We start from the raw sequence: 15,244 nt of genomic DNA, 5'->3' as shown, positions 1-15,244 counted from the left end.
CGGGGATGCCCGCCGGCAACGGCCACACCCTAGGAGCTGGCGCGTGCTTCACCGAGAGCCAATCGCGCGTCCGGCGAGGAGGCCAATCCCTTTCTCGCGAAGCGCGGGAAAAAAGAAGGCCACGAATCGCGGTCGTGGCCTTCAGGCCGGAGCAGAGAGAGCGGGGTTCCGGCGGCCTGAATACTGCGGCCCTGCATCGACGCGCGTTGTGCCGTCGTCGCGCAAATCGTATGCGCCGGTTGCGCACGTGCGCGAAAGCGAACGGATCCGAACCGGACTCATCCGGCCACGGACGCGGCACAAAACTCAATTTCCGCACATCCCGAAAGTAAACGAATCGTTAGCCTCCTCGCGTCAGGCGTGGGGGAGACCGGCACCTGATTCGCCGCATCACGCGCCCGGCGCGTGGTCGTGATCCTTGATCTGCAGGAGAACCAGAGAGTGCGAACCATGAGCATCAACCGAAACATGCACCGCTTTTACCGGGGACTGAAACGCACTGCCCTGAGCACCGCGCTGGGCGTGTGCTTCGTCGGCGGCGTGCATGCGCAATCGAATACGTCCGGCGCCATCACCGGACGCGCCACCGCCGGTGAAACCGTCACCATCACCAATCCGGCAACCGGCTTCAGTCGCAGCGTGACCGTGGGCGGCGACGGCAGCTACCGCTTCTCGGCCTTGCCGACCGGCCAGTACACGGTGACCACCGCCGGCGGCGCCAGCCGCACGGTCAGCGTCAGCGTGGGCACGGCGACCACCGCCGATCTCGTCGCCAGCGGCGGCGGAAGCGCGACCACGCTGGATGCGGTCACCGTGGTCGGGTCCAGCGCGGTCAATCCGATCGACGTGTCCTCGGTGGAGTCCACCACTATCCTGACCGCCGAACAGATCGCGCGGATCCCGGTGGCGCGCGATGCCACCAGCGTGGCGCTGCTGGCACCGGGCACGGTGCGAGGCGATGCGGCGTTCGGCAACCTGGCCTCGTTCGGCGGTTCGTCGGTGGCCGAGAACCAGTACTACGTCAACGGCTTCAACATCACCAACACCTTTCGCGGACTGAACTTCACCCAGGTGCCGTTCGAGGCGATTGCCGAACAGCAGGTCAAGACCGGCGGCTACGGCGCTGAGTTCGGTCGTTCGCTCGGCGGCGTGCTCAACCAGATCACCAAGCGCGGCAGCAACGAGTTCCATGCCGGCGCCAACATCTTTTACGAACCCAAGTCGCTGCGCGAGGAAACCGAGAACGTCCACTATTCCAATCCGCTGGTGCCTGGCAGCCTGGGACGGGTGCAGGAAGACAATTCGCGCGACAAGGAATGGCAGGCCACCGCCTCGGTCTGGGCCAGCGGCGCGCTGATCCAGGATCGCCTGTTCGCCTACGGCCTGATCCAGTACGAGCGCGAGGAAGCCGATACCTGGAACAGTGTGGTGGCCAGCACCAATACCAGCGCGGTCACCAAGACGCCGAACTGGGTGGTCAAGCTGGACTGGCAGATCACCGACAGCCACCTGCTGGAATTCACCGGCATTTCGGACAAGCGGGAAGTCGAGACCGCAGTGTTCGGAAATACCGTGGGCCGGCTGGATCGGCAGGCGCTGATCGGCACCAACTTCCAGGAGGCCGGCGGCGACAACTACATCCTCAAGTACACCGGCTACCTGACCGACAACTTCACCCTGTCGGCGCTGGCCGGCCTGGGCAAGTCCTCGCGCGCCCAGCATCTGCGCACCGCCGACGGACGGGATGTGCGCTACGGCGGCAACCTCGACCAGCCTGCCAGCGGCTGCCCGTTGATCGTGGACGCGCGCCCGCAGTACCGCCGCGATCTGACCAACGGCGGCCTGCCCTACGTCAGCACCTGCAACATCACCGGCGGCGCGATCCAGGGCGCCAACAACGAGGACACCCGCCACCAGTTCCGGGTGGATGCGGAATGGCAGCTGGCGACCCACCGCCTGCAGTTCGGCATCGACATCGACAACTACGAGTCCGTGGCCGGCACGTCGATCGAAGGCGGCCGGACCTGGCGATATGCGACCAACAACGGCACGGATGGGCAGCCGGAGACGGGCGACGAATACGACGTCGTGCGCGAGCAGATCGTCAACCAGGGCTCGTCCAATGAAATCAAGCAGCGCGCTTTCTACCTCCAGGATAGTTGGAACGTCACGGACACCTTCATCGCCTACCTGGGCCTGCGCTGGGACACCTTCGACAACCGCGACGGTTTTGGCAACAGCTTCGTGAAGGTAAGCAACCAGCTGGGACCGCGCCTGGGCTTCTCCTGGGACGTCAACGGCGATTCCACCCTGAAGATCTTCGGCAACGCCGGCCGCTATGCGCTGCCGCTGACCGCCGACGTCGCCACGCGCGGCGCCTCGGCCTCGGTGTTCACCCGCCAGGAGTTCCGCTTCACCGATGTCGATCCGATCACCGGCGCGCCCGTCGGATTGACGCCGGAAGGCGACCTGACCTACATCAACGGCGAGTTCGGCGAACCGAAGAATCCGCGGACCATCGCGGCCAAGGACCTGGACCCGATGTACCAGGACGAGTTCATCCTCGGCTTCCAGGCGGCACTGACCGAGCACCTGAATCTTGGCGTGCGTGGCATCTACCGCAAGCTGAAGGCGGCCATCGACGACAACTGCGACTACACCGCCATCCTGGAATCGGCCGGTTTCCATCTGGACGAAGAAGATGGCTGGCTCGACGCGCAGGGTCGCGCCGCGGCGCTGCCGGGCGCAGGATTCCCGTATTGCCGCATCTTCAATCCGGGCAAGGACGCGGTGTTCCTGACCGATCTGTACGGCGACGGCAACCTCACCCCCGTGCGGGTGGAAGGCTCGCGTCTATCACCGGAGGCGAAGCGGTCGTACAGCGCCATCGAGCTGTTCATGGATGGAAGCTGGGACAACTTCTTCTTCCAGGGTTCGTACACGTATGGCCGCAGCCGCGGCAACACCGAAGGCGGGGTGAAGTCCGACATCGGCCAGGCGAACACCAACACCACCCAGGACTTCGACTACATCGAGCTGACCACGGATACCTACGGTTACCTGCCCAACGACCGCCGCCACAGCCTGAAACTGTTCGGCAACTACGAGTTCAACGAGGAATGGTCGATCGGCGCCAATCTGGTGGTGCAATCCGGACGGCCGCTCAACTGCTTCGGCGTGTACGCGCCGTGGCCGAGCAGGACCGGCTTCCATCCCTACGGTTCGTCGTTCATGCGTTGCGGCACCACCGAGGCCGGCCAGGCGCTGGGACCGGACGGCAACCCGGCCAATCCGGTGCAGGCGTTTCCGCGCGGCACCAAGGGACGCCTGCCGTGGACGCGCCAGCTGGACCTCAATCTGCGCTACGCGCCGGCATGGGCGAAGGGATTGCAGTTCAAGGTGGACGTTTTCAACGTGTTCAACGAGCAGAAGGTCACCTCGGTCAGCGAGAGCGCCGAGGACGGATCCACCGGCATCCCGGTGGACACCTATCTGTTGCCGCTCTCGTTCCAGACTCCGCGCTCGGTGCGCTTCATGGTGCAGTACGACTTCTGATCAGGCGAAGATCAGGGCATGGCCGTCTTCGGACGGCCGTGCTTCTCAGGACGCCGCGGGCGTGTCGAGAATCCGGCCCTGCGCATCCACCACGAAGCGGGCGCGATGGCCTGCGTGATAGAAGCTGACCCGCCAGGTGCCCTCGTCCTCGCCGGTGCCGCGCTCGCACAGCACGGTGATCTTTTCGGCGTCCATCAATTGGCGGAACACCGCCACGTCCAGGCCCAGTTCGCGCGCCACCGCCGTGGCGTCCACTTCGATGGTCGTGTTGTTGCGGATGGGCTGGAAAGACAGGGGCAGGGTGGTCATGGTCGGCTCCGGGCGAGACGCATTGTCGCCCGGAGACGAGGTGGCGGGTCTTGACCTGCATCAAGGCCGGCGGCTAGCCGGGCTTGTGGTGCGATGGCGGGAGTCCGCGCGCATGCGATTCATCGCTTCCCTCGCGTTGCACGCCCACGCCATGCGTGTAGACCAGGCTGCCGCCCAGCCATCCGGTCACGCACAGGGCCAGGAAACCGATCATGCTCAGGGCCAGTGCGAGCGTGTCGGGCGGGTGCAGGGTCTTGCCGTGCAAACGCAGCATCAGACTGGCGGTGTAGCTGCTCCAGGCGATCAGCGCCATCAGCAGATGGCGGTTGGCCACGCGCAGGGCGGGGCTGTCGTTGGGAATCTTCATCAGTTCGACGAATCCGGCCGCCATCGTGGCGAGCGCGCTGATCGCGCCGACCAGCAGCAGGCCGCCGGCGAACTGCCAGGCCGGCTCGCCCCACCACCGGCCGCCGACATCGGCGAGCGTGGCCAATGTCCAACAGGCGATGGGGAAGTGCACCAGCGCGGGATGCAGCGGATGTTTCATACCGCCAGCACGGCACTCAACAGGGTGAGGAAACCAGCGACGGCGACGCCGGCGTGCACGAACACCACCGCCTTGGGTGCAACCCGGCCGCGCAGGTGGAGCGAGGCCAGGAAAAAGCCGCCGAGCGCGGCGAGGATGAGGATGGCCAGGGCGGCGGTGACCCGTGCGGAGGCGTCGCCCTGGACCACGGTGAGAATCAGCAGGATCAATCCGCTGGCGCCGAGCAGGGCGTGCAGGATGGAGATCGCCCATGGGGCGAGATGCCCGCGCAGCACGCGGCTGGCCAGGAACAGGCCGCCCATGGCGGCGATGGCGAAGACGATCAAGGCGGTGGTCAACATGGTGTCCTCCCTTCAGATGGCGGGCGGGCTATCGGGCAGGTGGGAGCGGGAAAGTTCGATTGGCGATGGATCCAGCCGCCTCAGCACTTCGTCGGTCATGCGTTCGCAGCGGGAACCGAGGAAGGGAAAGGCATCGGTGAGGGTTGTCGCCAGGGTGTCGCGCAGGGCCGCCCGCAGTTGCCGGCGGGCGCGATGCAGCCGGGTCTTCACGGTTTCCTCGCGCAGGTCGAGCGCGGCGGCGGTTTCCTCCACCGTGCACTCCTCGATTTCGCGCAGGACGAACACGATGCGGAATGGTTCGGGCAGCCCGTCGATGGCGCGCTCGACCAGGACGCGGATCTGCGCGCGGGTGGCGGCCGCGGCGGGATCCTCGTGGCCAAAGCGGGAAGGGAATGCCACCACCCGCTCGTCGTGCTGCGCGGCCTCGATCTGTTCCACGCCCACCGTCGCGCGGCGCTGGCGTAGGCGTCCATAGGCGGCGTTGAGCACGATGCGGGTCAGCCAAGTGAGCAGCGAAGCCTCGCCACGGAAACCCTCAATCTTCTCGTAGGCGTGCACGTAGGCCTCCTGGACCACGTCCTCGGCTTCGTCGTCGTCGTTGACCACGCCGCGCGCGACCCGGAACAGGCGCTGGTTGCAGCGTTGCATGACCTGGCGGAACGCGTCGCGGTCGCCACGCTGGACCAGGGCGACCAGGGCGGCATCGTCCATGACGGCATAGTCCTCGGCCAGCGGCATATGAACGGGGTTCATGCGATCTCCTCTCTTACCCATCGGATGCGGCAGGGGCGGCGAGGTTCCCGCGGCACGGGTGCCAGGAAGCCAGCGGCATTCTGCGCCCAGGGACCGGACGGGAGTGTGGAGGGAGGTCGGGTCGCGGAGAGGCGTTCTGCCCACCGAAAGAGCCGGTACGGCAGCGGCGTCGCTACAGTACATCTTCCACCGGCACCTGACCCGGGGCTGCGACGGAAATCCCCCATGCCAAGGCATACTGCGCGCCATCGCACTCCCTGCCCGAGAGGCCTCGTGAACGCACGTCTCCGCCGGTTCGCTTTCGCGCTGTTCGCGTTGTCGTTGCCTCTGTCTGCCGCCGAACCTTCGACTCCGGTCGAGCTGCGCCTGTGGCGGCTGGATTGCGGGCAGCTGTGGACCTACAACCTGGACGAGATGTCCGATACCCGCGCCTACGTGGGACAGAGCAAGCTGTTCGTCGGCAGCTGCTACCTGATCCGCCACGGCAACGACTACCTGCTGTGGGATACCGGCTTGTCGCGCGAGTATCTGGGCAAGCCGTTGACGCAGGGCAAGGAGGATTCCACCGCGCTGGCAAGAACCGTGGTGGACCAGCTGGCGCAGATCGACGTGAAGCCGGCGCAGATCTCGAAGGTGGGCATCAGCCACTACCACTTCGATCACATCGGCCAGGCGGCGGAGTTTCCGCAGGCCACGCTGCTGATCGGCGCGGGCGACTACGCGGTATTGGGCACGCCGGGCCATGAGGAGCGGACCAGGCGGTTCGCGCCGTGGCTGGGCAAGGACGCGAAGGTGGAGAAGGTGCGCGGGGATCTGGATGTGTTCGGCGACGGCAGCGTGGTGATGCTGGATCTGCCCGGACACACGCCGGGCCACCACGGCCTGCTGGTGAACCTGCCCAGGCGTGGCCCGGTGCTGCTGTCCGGCGATGTGGTGCATTTGCACGAGAACCTCGATACCCGTGGCGTGCCCTCGTTCAATACCGATCGCGCGCAGTCGCTGGCTTCGATGGATCGCTTCACCAGTCTTGCTAGGAACCTCAAGGCGACGCTGATCATCCAGCACGAGGAAGCGGATGTTGGGAAATTGCCGGCGTTTCCGGAGGCGGCGGAGTAGGGGCGTGACTCTGTGCCGCCGGGGCGACGGCGTCGCGGAAGGTCCCTGAAGTCTCGGGACACGAATACGCCGTAAGCTTGCGCTCTCTTCGAACCAATCCTTGGAAGGAACATGCGGCTGAAACTCTTCCTCGCCTTGACCATCCTGCTCGCCATCACCCCCGCGCACGCCGCCGACAAGTCCCTCGAAGGCGCCTGGGAACTCCAGGGCGGCGAGTACGTCACCGCGGACGGGCAGACGAAGAGCTATGCGAAGATGAAGTTCAACGGGCAGAAGGTGCTGGCCGATGGCCGGTTTTCCTTCACCATGCAGTCCGGTGACAAGTTCTGGGCGGGTGGGGCCGGCCGGTACGCGGCTGAAGAGGGCCAGTACACCGAAACGCTGATGCAGCGCTCCTTTCCTGCGGAGGACAGTGGCGTGTACTCGTTCCGCTATCGCGTGGAAGGCGACGTCTGGCGATTGGAGCGGTGGAAGGACGGAAAGCGGGTCGAATTCGAGGAATGGAAGAAGGTCCGGCCCTGAGGGGAGGCGGCGTTTCGCCGCCTCCATGAGGTTGCATCACCTGTCGCCGTCCGGTTCGGCCGGAGCTTGTTCGCGCGTTCCCGCCATGCTCGCGAACACGCCGTCGCGCCGCACCCAGGCGTGATACAGCGCGGCCGACAGGTGCAGCAGGACGGTGGCGAACAGCAGGCGGGCGCCCCAGCCGTGCGCATCGCGCAGCCAGGCATAGACGGCGGGATCCGGCGCCAGCAACGGCGGCAACTGCACGCCGCCGAACAGCACGATCGGATAATTGCCCGCCGACAGCATGGCCCAACCGACCAGAGGCATCGCCAGCATCAGTGCGTACAGCAGCCAGTGCGAGGCGAGTGCGGCCATGGCCTGCCAGCGCGGCAGATCCGCCGGCAGCGGCGGCGGGCGGTGACGCAGGCGGTGGATCAATCGCCAGATCGCCAGGAGCAGGATCGCCGCGCCGAGCGGACGGTGCAGCGCGATCAGCCAGGGCCGCTGCGAAACCGAGGCGACCATCGCCACGCCGATGAACAGCATCGCCAGGATCATCAGCGCCATGGTCCAGTGCAGGAGGCGCGCGACGCGGTCGAAGGAAGCGGGACGGTTCATCGGGTACCTCCCTTGCCGGCGGCTTCGGGCGCATGACCACGGCCGATTTCGCGTTCGCGGCGATTGAACGATTGCGAATACACCGCCGAGCGCGCCGCCAGGATCGGATCGTCCGAGCCGCGGATGCCGGTCGGCAGGATCAGCGGGTCGTAGTTGATGTCGCGGCAGGCGCCGGTGGCCTGCGGTTCCGCGCCGGTCAACGAGAGGGTGCCGGCGACGACCTGACGCCGGTTTTCGGGCCAGGGCTGCGAGGGATCGTTCACCGGGTCGCCCGGTCCGGCGAGCGTCAGCACGAGATCCCATTGCAGCGGTCCTTGCGCGAGTCGTCGGGAGAGGTCCTCGGCGAGGAAATCGGCATCGGCCTGCTTGCGCTGTTCCGGACTCAATGGCGCGAACGGAAGATGCGGGCGCATCGACCAGCGCACCGCGTGTTCACTGCCGTCTTCGGCGATGAAGCGGAAAGCATTGACGCCGTTGTACTGGGTGTTGCCCCAGCTGTTCGACCACGGCGCCGACTTGGCCCAGGCCTGGAACTTGCGCGCTTCCGGATAGCGTTCGGCGAAGGCGGCCATGCGCGCGGGATCCGGTTTGCCGGTGGCCGGGTCCGGCCGCGAGGCAAGCGTCTGCGCGTGAAAGCCTTCCGGTGTGGCGACCACGAAGAACGGGAAGCTGTTCATCGCGGTGCGCCATTGCTGGCCGTCGTCGGTGCGCAGCAGCAGCGCCATGCTGCGCACGCGCGCCTGCGCGTCGGCGCCGTGCGGATCGCCGCCGCCGATCGACATGCGGCCCAGCACCGGCGTCTCCGCCTGGCGGAACACCCGCGCCGACGACAGCGCGGCGGCCTGGCCGGAACTGCGGAACACACCGGTCACGCACACACCTTTGGCGTGGGCGCGGCGGAAGCCGGGATGCGACGGGCCGCCGGCTTCGATGGCGTTGGTCATCGCGGACGCGGTCAGGCGGGAGGCGCCGCCCAGCCAGCCGGCGGTCCAGGCGAACGCGGCGGCCAACGCCGCGGCGATCGCGCCGATGGCCAGCAGCGGCCACCAACGACGGGCATTGGCCCGGGGAGGCGGCGGGGAAGGACTTTGCACGGCGGGCTCCTGGTGGCGGGACTGGGGATCAGACGCCGCTGGCGGCGGATTTATTCCCGAATCTTTTTCCGGAGACGGATGGAATAATCCGGGCCTCGGGTGCGTCTTACCCCACGACCCGTTCCGAAACGATGACGATGGATGCTTCCGACGACCCGCGCCTGAGTGCGCTCCTGCCCCGGCTGCGGCGCTTCGCGCGCTCGCTGGCCGGCGATGGCGCGGACGACATCGTGCAGGCGGCGCTGGAAAGGGCGTTGCGGCGCTGGGATTCGCGCCGGGACGAGGAGGCGTTGCAGGCATGGCTGTTCGCGATCGTCTACCGCCAGTTCGTCACCGAGCATCGGCGCGCGCGGCGCTGGCAGCGGGCGCTGGAGCTGTTTGGCGCCGAGCCGGTCGAGATGGCGCCTTCGCCCGAACGCATCCACGAGGGACGGTCGGTGCTGGCCGCGTTCGCGCGCCTGCCACCGGATCACCGTGCATTGTTGCTGCTGGTCAGCGTGGAAGGTTTCAGCTATCGCGAGGCGGCGGACATGCTCGGCCTGCCGGTGGGCACGGTGATGTCGCGGCTGTCACGTGCGCGCGAAAGGCTGCGCACGCTGACTGATGAAGACGCGCCGGCGGCGCGCACCCTGAGGGTACTCAAATGAATCGATGGTCTCCCAGCGAAGAGGAACTGCACGCCTATATCGATGGGCGGCTGGCGCCGGAACGGCGCGAGGCGGTGCGGCAATGGCTGCGCGAGCATCCCGGGCAGGAGGCCAGAATCGATGCGTGGAAGCGCGATGCCGAGACGCTGCGCGCAGGCTGGGCGCGCGATCTGGAGGCATCGGTTCCACCGGCGCTCCAGCCGCATCGGTTGCGTGCCGGTCTGCGCCGCCAGCGACGCGCGCGGCTGGGCATGGCCGCCAGTTGCCTGCTGGCGTTGGGCGTGGGTGGCATGGCGGGCTGGCAGTGGCGCGATGCGCGGCTGGCCAGCGAACAGTTGCCGATGGCCGATGCGGTGGCGGCGTATCGCCTGTTTGCCGGCGATGGCGATGCGATGACGGGCGAGATCGCACCGGATGCATTGCAGGGATGGCTGAGCACGCATTTTGGCCCGGCCGGCGAAGTGCCGGATTTGCGTACGCAGGGCTTCCGCCTGCGTGCAGGCCGGTTGCTGTCCACGTCGGAAGGCGCCGCGGCGATGCTGGTCTACGAAGATGGGGACGGTGCGCGCATCGGCCTGTACCTGCGTCCACGCACACCGCGCAACGTCACCGGCGAGCGCCGCGACGGCCGCCTGCTGGCGCAGTACTGGGCCGAAGGCGACACCGCGTTCGCGCTGGTGGGGCCGGCCACGCAGTTGCGGATGCGCGAGATTGCGCCGTTGTTGCGGGGTGGGTGAAGTTTGGGTTGGGGGCCTGCGTCAAAGGCAAATCCCCCTCAATCCCCCTTTAAAAAAGGGGGAGGTAAAAAACTGCGTGGTCGTGGAGATCGCATGCTCTTCAGCCCCCTTCGGAGAAGGGGGCGGGCAGCCGCGAAGCGGGTGACGGGGGATTTGCTTTTTGCGCCAAGAGCGAATCCCCCTCGGTCCCCCTTTTTCAAAGGGGGAGGTAAAAAAACTGCATCGTTGTGGAGGGCACTGGCTCTTCAGCCCCCTTCGGAGAAGGGGGCGGGCAGCCGCGAAGCGGGTGACGGGGGATTTGCTTTTTACGCCAAGAGCAAATCCCCCTCAATCCCCCTTTTTAAAAAAGGGGGAGGAAAAAGCCGCGTGGTCCTGGATGCCGCATGCTCTTCATCCCCCCGCAGAAGTGGGTAGGCACCTCGAAGTGCGTACTTGTGCGGTGGCAAGCGGGCTCCCAAGAATGCCGCTCCCCACTCGGTGCGGCGAGCCGCAAAAGGATGCTCCCATGGCCCACGTGCTCCACGTCAGTGCCTCGCCCGGCGGCGAGGATTCCCGTTCGCTCGCCCTTGCCGACGCCTTCCTCGATGCCTGGCGGCAGGCGCATCCCGCGGACACGCACGAGACGGCGGATGTCTGGAACCTCGAACTCCCCGAGTTCGACGCGTCGATGATCGCCGCCAAGTTCGCGGTGCTGCGCGCGCAGGACGCCACGGCCGAGCAAGAGGCACAGTGGGACCGCGCGGTGCGCGTCTCGCAGCAGTTCAATCGCGCCGACGTGTACGTGTTCAGCCTGCCGATGTGGAATTACGGCCTGCCCTACCGGCTCAAGCACTACATCGACATCGTGACCCTGCCGGGGCAGAACTGGCGCTGGTCGCGCGACGAAGGCTACCAGCCGCTGCTGTCCGGCAAGCGCGCCTTCCTGATGTACTCCAGCGCCGGTGATTTCTCGGAAGGCGCCACGCCCCAGTACCAGGACTTCCAGAAGCCCTACATGCGCCAGTGGCTGCGCTTTCTCGGCATCGAAGTGGCCGGCGAAGCGGCGCTGGCGCCCACGTTGACGGATCCGGATAACCTGACGCGGATACGCGAGGACGCCACCGCCCGGGCAAGGGCGCTTGCCGCCCGGTCATGAACCGGGCGCAAGCGGGCGTTCGGCCACAGATTATTCCTCTTCTTCCTCCGCCGGCTCGCGGTCGCGGCGGGGATCGGGTTGCGGTGCGGGATCTTCGCGCCCGGCCAGCGGGCGGGACAGTGGGTTCGTTTTCATGGAAGGCTCCGTGATACGCGGCGCGCTGCCGCGCACAGCAACGCTGCGCCGGGCGCCATGAAAATCCCGTGACCTGAGGGCGCCCCATGCCTCATGTTCTTGTAACCGTGTGCTGCCTACGGTGGTCAGGTCCGCAACGATAGGAGAGATCCGATGATCATCGAAGAGATCATGACCCGCGACGTGGCCACCATCCGTCCGGAGCAATCCCTGCTGGATGCCGCCGAGCTCATGCGCAGCCGCGATGTCGGCAGCCTGCCGGTGCACGAGAACGATCGCCTGATTGGCATGATCACCGATCGCGACATCGTGGTGCGCGGCCTCACCGACAACGACGTCGCCGGCAAGACCGTGCGCGATGTGATGTCCGAGGAGGTGATGTATTGCCGCGCCGGCGATCAGGTCGAATCGGTCGCCACCAACATGGCCGACCTGGAGATGCGCCGGTTGCCGGTGGTGGACGACCACAAGCGGCTGGTCGGCATCGTGTCGCTGGCCAACATGATGCATTCCAAGCGTTCGGCCGCGCAGACGATGGGGCGCGGTGTGGCGACGCCGCATTGAGGCCTGCCTGGAAGCAAGCCGGGCAAGCGGGCTGTCAATGGCGCAGGCCGCGCAGCACGCTTTCCAGGTTGAAGGCGAGGCCTTCCTGATCCGGGCCGGACGGTGCAAGTTCGGCCCGGGCCGCGGCGCGCATGAAATCGTCGCTGACGTTGTAGGCGCCGCCCACGGTTTCCACATGCGCGCCGAAACGATCATCCCGCGCGGCGCGGCCGAGCAGTTCGTTGAACGCCAGTACGCGCAGGATCAGCGAATTGCGTTGATCGAAGTCGAGATCCCAGCTTTCCACTTCATCGGCGAGACGGTCGCTGGCTTCTTCCACGTGTACACCCACGCCGGCGCCGTCCAGCGGCGCATGCAGGGCGGACTGGAAGATCGCCAGGGCTTGGCCCAGCTGGTCCCCGCGGACGGGGGGAAAATGGAAATCGTCGTCATTCATCTCGGGCGCGCGTTCTGGATCACTGCATGCACCACCAGGCGCCCAGCACCAAGGCAAGCAGCGAGATCAGGGCGAACAGGCTGAGGACGAAAAAACGGGTCGCGCGAAGAGAGCGGTGGGCCACGGGCAGTTCCTGTAACGGAAGCTGCACGGAGGCTCCGGGGACACGGCAGGGGGGACCGAGTGCGGGTTCAGGTTAGCTCCTCCCGCGTTAATGCGGCGCATGCGCGACCTTCGGCCGCCCGGCGCGGGGGAATTTGACGCTTCCGCACCGCTCCGGGGAGCGGACACCAAAGCGTCATATTGGTTACCTAGGATGGCCCGAGGCAGGTATCGAACCTTGGGTCCAGAGAAGGTCAAACGCACCGGAAAGGTGACCCTTGCGCCTGCCCTGATCCTTTCGGGAGTACTGGCGATGGCTGCGGCTACGGCTTCGTTGGCGCAAGGACGCGTTGCGCCCTGCGACGTGAAGGAAGAACCGGTTCCCGAACGGTCAGCGTCGTCCTGCGCGGGCGGCGACTTCGATTTCGACATCGGTCCACAGCCATTGGATCGCGCCATCGAGGCCTTCGGCGATGCGACCGGCCAATCGGTCATTTACGACAGCAGCCTGACCGCCGGCGTGGTTTCCGCCGGCGTGCGCGGGCGTTTGGGCGCGGCCGACGCGCTTGCGCGGATCCTGCAGGGCAGCGGCCTGCGGACGCGCCAGGTGGGACAGGGCGCGCTGGTGCTGACGCGCGATCCGGAAGCCCCGGCGATGCCCGCGCGCGATCCGGCCTGGTACTACGGCGAAATCCAGCATCGCCTGGGCGAAGCGTTCTGCCGTCGAAGCGAACTGGCCGAAGGGCGGCATCGTCTTGCCCTGCAACTGTGGTTCGCCGCCGACGGCACCGTCGCGCGTTCCCGCCTGCTGGAATCCACCGGCGACACGGCGGTCGATGCGGCGGTGCGCGAGGCGATGGACGGTCTGGCGCTGGGAGCACCGGTGCCGGCGCAGGTGGCGCAGCCGTTCACCCTGCTGGTGCTGCCGCGCGCGGCCGGCTACGGGTGGGCCTGTCCGGCGCCCGGGACACGGCCATGAGCGCGGTGGAGGCGGCGGCGGGCCTGCAGCAGTTCCTGGTGCTGCGTTATCACGAACTCAAGCGGCGGCTGGTGCAACGTCTGGGATCGGACGAAGTGGCCAGCGACGCGCTGCAGGAAACCTGGGTGCGCCTGTCCACGCGGCGGGTGGCCGACACCGTGTCCGATCCCTGGCACTACGTTTTCCGGATGGCGGTGAACGCATCGATCGACCTGCATCGCTCCGCCAACCGGCAGCTCAGTGCGCGCGAGGTGGACGACTTGCTGGAACTGGCCGACCCGACGCCCGGTCCGGCCGAGGCGGCGGCCTCGCAGGCCGAACTGGAAGCCCTGGTCCGGGTGATGCGGGAACTCCCGGAACGACGCCGCAACATTCTGCTGGCGGTGCGCGTGCAGCAGCTGACCCAGCCGGAAGTGGCGCGCCGGATGGGCATTTCCCTGCGCCTGGTCGAACTGGAACTGCAGAAAGCCCAGGCCTACTGCGCGGCCCGGCTGGGCCGTTGACGCGCGCAGCGGGAAGCGCCCCGGATCACGCCGGGAAGGCCCGCCATGCGGGATTGGCCATCCAAATCGGTCTATTGTCTGACAGGCACCGTTGGCCATCCCGGCCAGGGCGGTCCGCCGGGTGCGGGCAAAGCGCGGCATGACATTCACGAACGACGACAAATCGAAAAAGCGGCTGCGGCATGAGGCGGATGCCTGGGTGCGATTGCTGGCGTCGGGCCGGGCAACCGACGAGGACGCGCGCGCATTGCAACGCTGGCGTGCGCAAGGACCGATGCACCGGGCCGCGTTCGAGGATGCCAAGCGGTTGTGGCGCGATTTCGGGCCGGCCGGCGAGCGCCTGATCGCGCAGGCGGCGGCCAACGCCGCGCGGCCGACGGGACCACGCATGAACCGGCGCGCCTTCCTCGGCGGCATGGCCGCGGCGGCGTCGGTGGCCGGCGTGGCGTTGCTGGCGGAACACCCGCTGCTCGGCGGCTGGACGCCGATATCGGAGTGGGGCGCGGATTACCGCACCGCTACCGGTGAACAGCGCACGGTGCGCCTGCGCGAGGACGTGGTGCTGGCGATGAACACGCAGACCAGCATCGAGGTGCAGCGCCAGGACGGCAGGATCGACGGGATGACGCTGCTGGCGGGCGAGGCGGCGATCGATGCGATGACCGCGACCGGCGGACTGTTCCGGATTTCGTCCGGTGCCGGAAGGATCACCGCGGAGCTGCCGGCCAGGCTGGAAGTGCGCCGCGTCGGCGAGCGCACCTGTGTCACCTGCCTGCGCGGCAGGGTGGCGGTGCAACTGGGCGACCAGCAGCGCACGCTGGCCGCGCGCTACCAGGTGGACTATGGCGAAGACGGACTGCAGGCGGTGCGCGCGATCGAGCCGGAACAGGTATCGGCCTGGCGGGACGGCGTCATCGTATTCCGCAACACGCCGTTGCCGGACGCGATCAGCGAGATCAACCGCTACCGTCGCGGCCGGGTGATGCTGATGGACAAGGCGCTGGAAGGACGGTCGGTCAGCGGGCGCTTCCCGATCACCCGGATGGATCTGGCGATCACGCAGATCCAGCAGGCCTTCTCGGCCCGCGTGACCACGCTGCCCGGCGATATCGTCCTGCTCGGTTGAGTCGGGCTGCGCCGAGCGCCACGCCGCTCCGTTCGCGCTGACG

18 protein-coding genes are annotated in these 15,244 nt (G+C 67.2%); 10 read left to right on the top strand and 8 right to left on the bottom strand.

Annotated features, from left to right (window positions below; genetic code table 11):
* Positions 1-450 precede the first annotated feature (450 nt).
* The gene (locus tag ACTJI2_RS15030; protein ID WP_440842596.1) at positions 451-3,555 is read left to right on the top strand and encodes a TonB-dependent receptor; all 3,105 of its coding nucleotides are present in this window, start codon (positions 451-453) and stop codon (positions 3,553-3,555) included.
* A 45-nt stretch (positions 3,556-3,600) separates the two neighbouring features.
* Here the strand turns inward: ACTJI2_RS15030 and ACTJI2_RS15025 are convergent, their stop codons facing one another.
* The 4 genes from ACTJI2_RS15025 to ACTJI2_RS15010 all read right to left on the bottom strand — a co-directional run bounded on the left by ACTJI2_RS15025 (position 3,601) and on the right by ACTJI2_RS15010 (position 5,505).
* Entirely contained in the window at positions 3,601-3,864 is a 264-nt protein-coding gene (locus ACTJI2_RS15025) for a DUF6522 family protein (RefSeq protein ID WP_440842595.1), read from the bottom strand.
* A gap of 73 nt (positions 3,865-3,937) precedes the next feature.
* The gene (locus tag ACTJI2_RS15020) at positions 3,938-4,411 is read right to left on the bottom strand and encodes a DUF2231 domain-containing protein (protein WP_440842594.1); all 474 of its coding nucleotides are present in this window, start codon (positions 4,409-4,411) and stop codon (positions 3,938-3,940) included.
* Entirely contained in the window at positions 4,408-4,752 is a 345-nt protein-coding gene (locus ACTJI2_RS15015) for a hypothetical protein (RefSeq protein ID WP_440842593.1), read from the bottom strand. Before ACTJI2_RS15015 ends, ACTJI2_RS15020 begins: the two co-directional genes overlap by 4 nt.
* Before the next feature lie 12 nt (positions 4,753-4,764).
* Positions 4,765-5,505, bottom strand: coding sequence for an RNA polymerase sigma factor (locus ACTJI2_RS15010; RefSeq protein WP_440842592.1), 741 nt, complete (start codon positions 5,503-5,505; stop codon positions 4,765-4,767).
* 273 nt (positions 5,506-5,778) lie between these two features.
* On the opposite strand from ACTJI2_RS15010, the gene ACTJI2_RS15005 reads away from it, so the two are divergent.
* Together ACTJI2_RS15005 and ACTJI2_RS15000 are read left to right on the top strand one after the other, a co-directional pair.
* Positions 5,779-6,621, top strand: a complete 843-nt coding sequence (locus tag ACTJI2_RS15005; RefSeq protein WP_440842591.1) for an N-acyl homoserine lactonase family protein — start codon at positions 5,779-5,781, stop codon at positions 6,619-6,621.
* A 111-nt stretch (positions 6,622-6,732) separates the two neighbouring features.
* Entirely contained in the window at positions 6,733-7,143 is a 411-nt protein-coding gene (locus ACTJI2_RS15000) for a hypothetical protein (protein ID WP_440842590.1), read from the top strand.
* Between the two features lie 36 nt (positions 7,144-7,179).
* Here ACTJI2_RS15000 and ACTJI2_RS14995 read toward each other — a convergent pair whose 3' ends face one another.
* A complete protein-coding gene (locus ACTJI2_RS14995; protein ID WP_440842589.1) occupies positions 7,180-7,743 on the bottom strand; it encodes a cytochrome b in 564 nt (187 codons plus the stop codon).
* Positions 7,740-8,837: a catalase family peroxidase gene (locus ACTJI2_RS14990; protein ID WP_440842588.1), complete on the bottom strand. Its 1,098-nt coding sequence runs from the start codon at positions 8,835-8,837 to the stop codon at positions 7,740-7,742. Before ACTJI2_RS14990 ends, ACTJI2_RS14995 begins: the two co-directional genes overlap by 4 nt.
* 137 nt (positions 8,838-8,974) lie before the next feature.
* Here ACTJI2_RS14990 and ACTJI2_RS14985 point away from each other — a divergent pair, with 137 nt between their 5' ends.
* The 4 genes from ACTJI2_RS14985 to ACTJI2_RS14970 all read left to right on the top strand — a co-directional run bounded on the left by ACTJI2_RS14985 (position 8,975) and on the right by ACTJI2_RS14970 (position 12,055).
* A complete protein-coding gene (locus ACTJI2_RS14985) occupies positions 8,975-9,484 on the top strand; it encodes an RNA polymerase sigma factor (protein ID WP_183645060.1) in 510 nt (169 codons plus the stop codon).
* Positions 9,481-10,221: an anti-sigma factor family protein gene (locus ACTJI2_RS14980; protein WP_440842587.1), complete on the top strand. Its 741-nt coding sequence runs from the start codon at positions 9,481-9,483 to the stop codon at positions 10,219-10,221. Before ACTJI2_RS14985 ends, ACTJI2_RS14980 begins: the two co-directional genes overlap by 4 nt.
* A 505-nt stretch (positions 10,222-10,726) precedes the next feature.
* Entirely contained in the window at positions 10,727-11,356 is a 630-nt protein-coding gene (locus ACTJI2_RS14975) for an FMN-dependent NADH-azoreductase (RefSeq protein ID WP_440842586.1), read from the top strand.
* 288 nt (positions 11,357-11,644) lie between these two features.
* Positions 11,645-12,055 (top strand): CBS domain-containing protein, encoded by a 411-nt coding sequence (locus tag ACTJI2_RS14970; RefSeq protein ID WP_183645069.1) that lies wholly within the window; start codon positions 11,645-11,647, stop codon positions 12,053-12,055.
* A gap of 34 nt (positions 12,056-12,089) precedes the next feature.
* On the opposite strand, the gene ACTJI2_RS14965 is transcribed toward ACTJI2_RS14970, so the two are convergent.
* Both ACTJI2_RS14965 and ACTJI2_RS14960 read right to left on the bottom strand, forming a co-directional pair.
* Positions 12,090-12,491 (bottom strand): hypothetical protein, encoded by a 402-nt coding sequence (locus tag ACTJI2_RS14965; protein ID WP_440842585.1) that lies wholly within the window; start codon positions 12,489-12,491, stop codon positions 12,090-12,092.
* Positions 12,492-12,510: 19 nt separating this feature from the next.
* The gene (locus tag ACTJI2_RS14960) at positions 12,511-12,642 is read right to left on the bottom strand and encodes a hypothetical protein (protein ID WP_440842584.1); all 132 of its coding nucleotides are present in this window, start codon (positions 12,640-12,642) and stop codon (positions 12,511-12,513) included.
* A 264-nt stretch (positions 12,643-12,906) separates the two neighbouring features.
* Between ACTJI2_RS14960 and ACTJI2_RS14955 the strand changes: the two genes are divergently transcribed.
* From ACTJI2_RS14955 to ACTJI2_RS14945, 3 genes are all read left to right on the top strand, one after another.
* A complete protein-coding gene (locus tag ACTJI2_RS14955) occupies positions 12,907-13,572 on the top strand; it encodes a secretin and TonB N-terminal domain-containing protein (RefSeq protein ID WP_440842583.1) in 666 nt (221 codons plus the stop codon).
* A complete protein-coding gene (locus ACTJI2_RS14950; RefSeq protein WP_440842582.1) occupies positions 13,569-14,075 on the top strand; it encodes an RNA polymerase sigma factor in 507 nt (168 codons plus the stop codon). Before ACTJI2_RS14955 ends, ACTJI2_RS14950 begins: the two co-directional genes overlap by 4 nt.
* Positions 14,076-14,214: 139 nt before the next feature.
* Positions 14,215-15,201: a FecR family protein gene (locus ACTJI2_RS14945; RefSeq protein ID WP_440842581.1), complete on the top strand. Its 987-nt coding sequence runs from the start codon at positions 14,215-14,217 to the stop codon at positions 15,199-15,201.
* Positions 15,202-15,244 lie beyond the last annotated feature (43 nt).

The organism is Pseudoxanthomonas sp. 22568 (assembly GCF_052044485.1).
GTDB lineage: Bacteria > Pseudomonadota > Gammaproteobacteria > Xanthomonadales > Xanthomonadaceae > Pseudoxanthomonas_A > Pseudoxanthomonas_A beigongshangi.
Note: the sequence above shows the minus strand (reverse complement) of the source record. Positions and strands in the feature narration are given on the sequence as shown.

Excerpts from the sequence above, each read along its gene's own strand:
- ACTJI2_RS15020 (WP_440842594.1), bottom strand. The coding sequence starts at position 4,411 with ATGAAACATCCGCTGCATCCCGCGCTGGTGCACTTCCCCATCGCCTGT.
- ACTJI2_RS14970 (WP_183645069.1), top strand. The coding sequence starts at position 11,645 with ATGATCATCGAAGAGATCATGACCCGCGACGTGGCCACCATCCGTCCG.
- ACTJI2_RS15010 (WP_440842592.1), bottom strand. The coding sequence starts at position 5,505 with ATGAACCCCGTTCATATGCCGCTGGCCGAGGACTATGCCGTCATGGAC.
- ACTJI2_RS14955 (WP_440842583.1), top strand. The coding sequence starts at position 12,907 with ATGGCTGCGGCTACGGCTTCGTTGGCGCAAGGACGCGTTGCGCCCTGC.
- ACTJI2_RS14995 (WP_440842589.1), bottom strand. The coding sequence starts at position 7,743 with ATGAACCGTCCCGCTTCCTTCGACCGCGTCGCGCGCCTCCTGCACTGG.
- ACTJI2_RS14950 (WP_440842582.1), top strand. The coding sequence starts at position 13,569 with ATGAGCGCGGTGGAGGCGGCGGCGGGCCTGCAGCAGTTCCTGGTGCTG.
- ACTJI2_RS14985 (WP_183645060.1), top strand. The coding sequence starts at position 8,975 with ATGGATGCTTCCGACGACCCGCGCCTGAGTGCGCTCCTGCCCCGGCTG.
- ACTJI2_RS14975 (WP_440842586.1), top strand. The coding sequence starts at position 10,727 with ATGGCCCACGTGCTCCACGTCAGTGCCTCGCCCGGCGGCGAGGATTCC.
- ACTJI2_RS14965 (WP_440842585.1), bottom strand. The coding sequence starts at position 12,491 with ATGAATGACGACGATTTCCATTTTCCCCCCGTCCGCGGGGACCAGCTG.
- ACTJI2_RS15025 (WP_440842595.1), bottom strand. The coding sequence starts at position 3,864 with ATGACCACCCTGCCCCTGTCTTTCCAGCCCATCCGCAACAACACGACC.
- ACTJI2_RS15015 (WP_440842593.1), bottom strand. The coding sequence starts at position 4,752 with ATGTTGACCACCGCCTTGATCGTCTTCGCCATCGCCGCCATGGGCGGC.
- ACTJI2_RS14945 (WP_440842581.1), top strand. The coding sequence starts at position 14,215 with ATGACATTCACGAACGACGACAAATCGAAAAAGCGGCTGCGGCATGAG.
- ACTJI2_RS14980 (WP_440842587.1), top strand. The coding sequence starts at position 9,481 with ATGAATCGATGGTCTCCCAGCGAAGAGGAACTGCACGCCTATATCGAT.
- ACTJI2_RS15000 (WP_440842590.1), top strand. The coding sequence starts at position 6,733 with ATGCGGCTGAAACTCTTCCTCGCCTTGACCATCCTGCTCGCCATCACC.
- ACTJI2_RS15030 (WP_440842596.1), top strand. The coding sequence starts at position 451 with ATGAGCATCAACCGAAACATGCACCGCTTTTACCGGGGACTGAAACGC.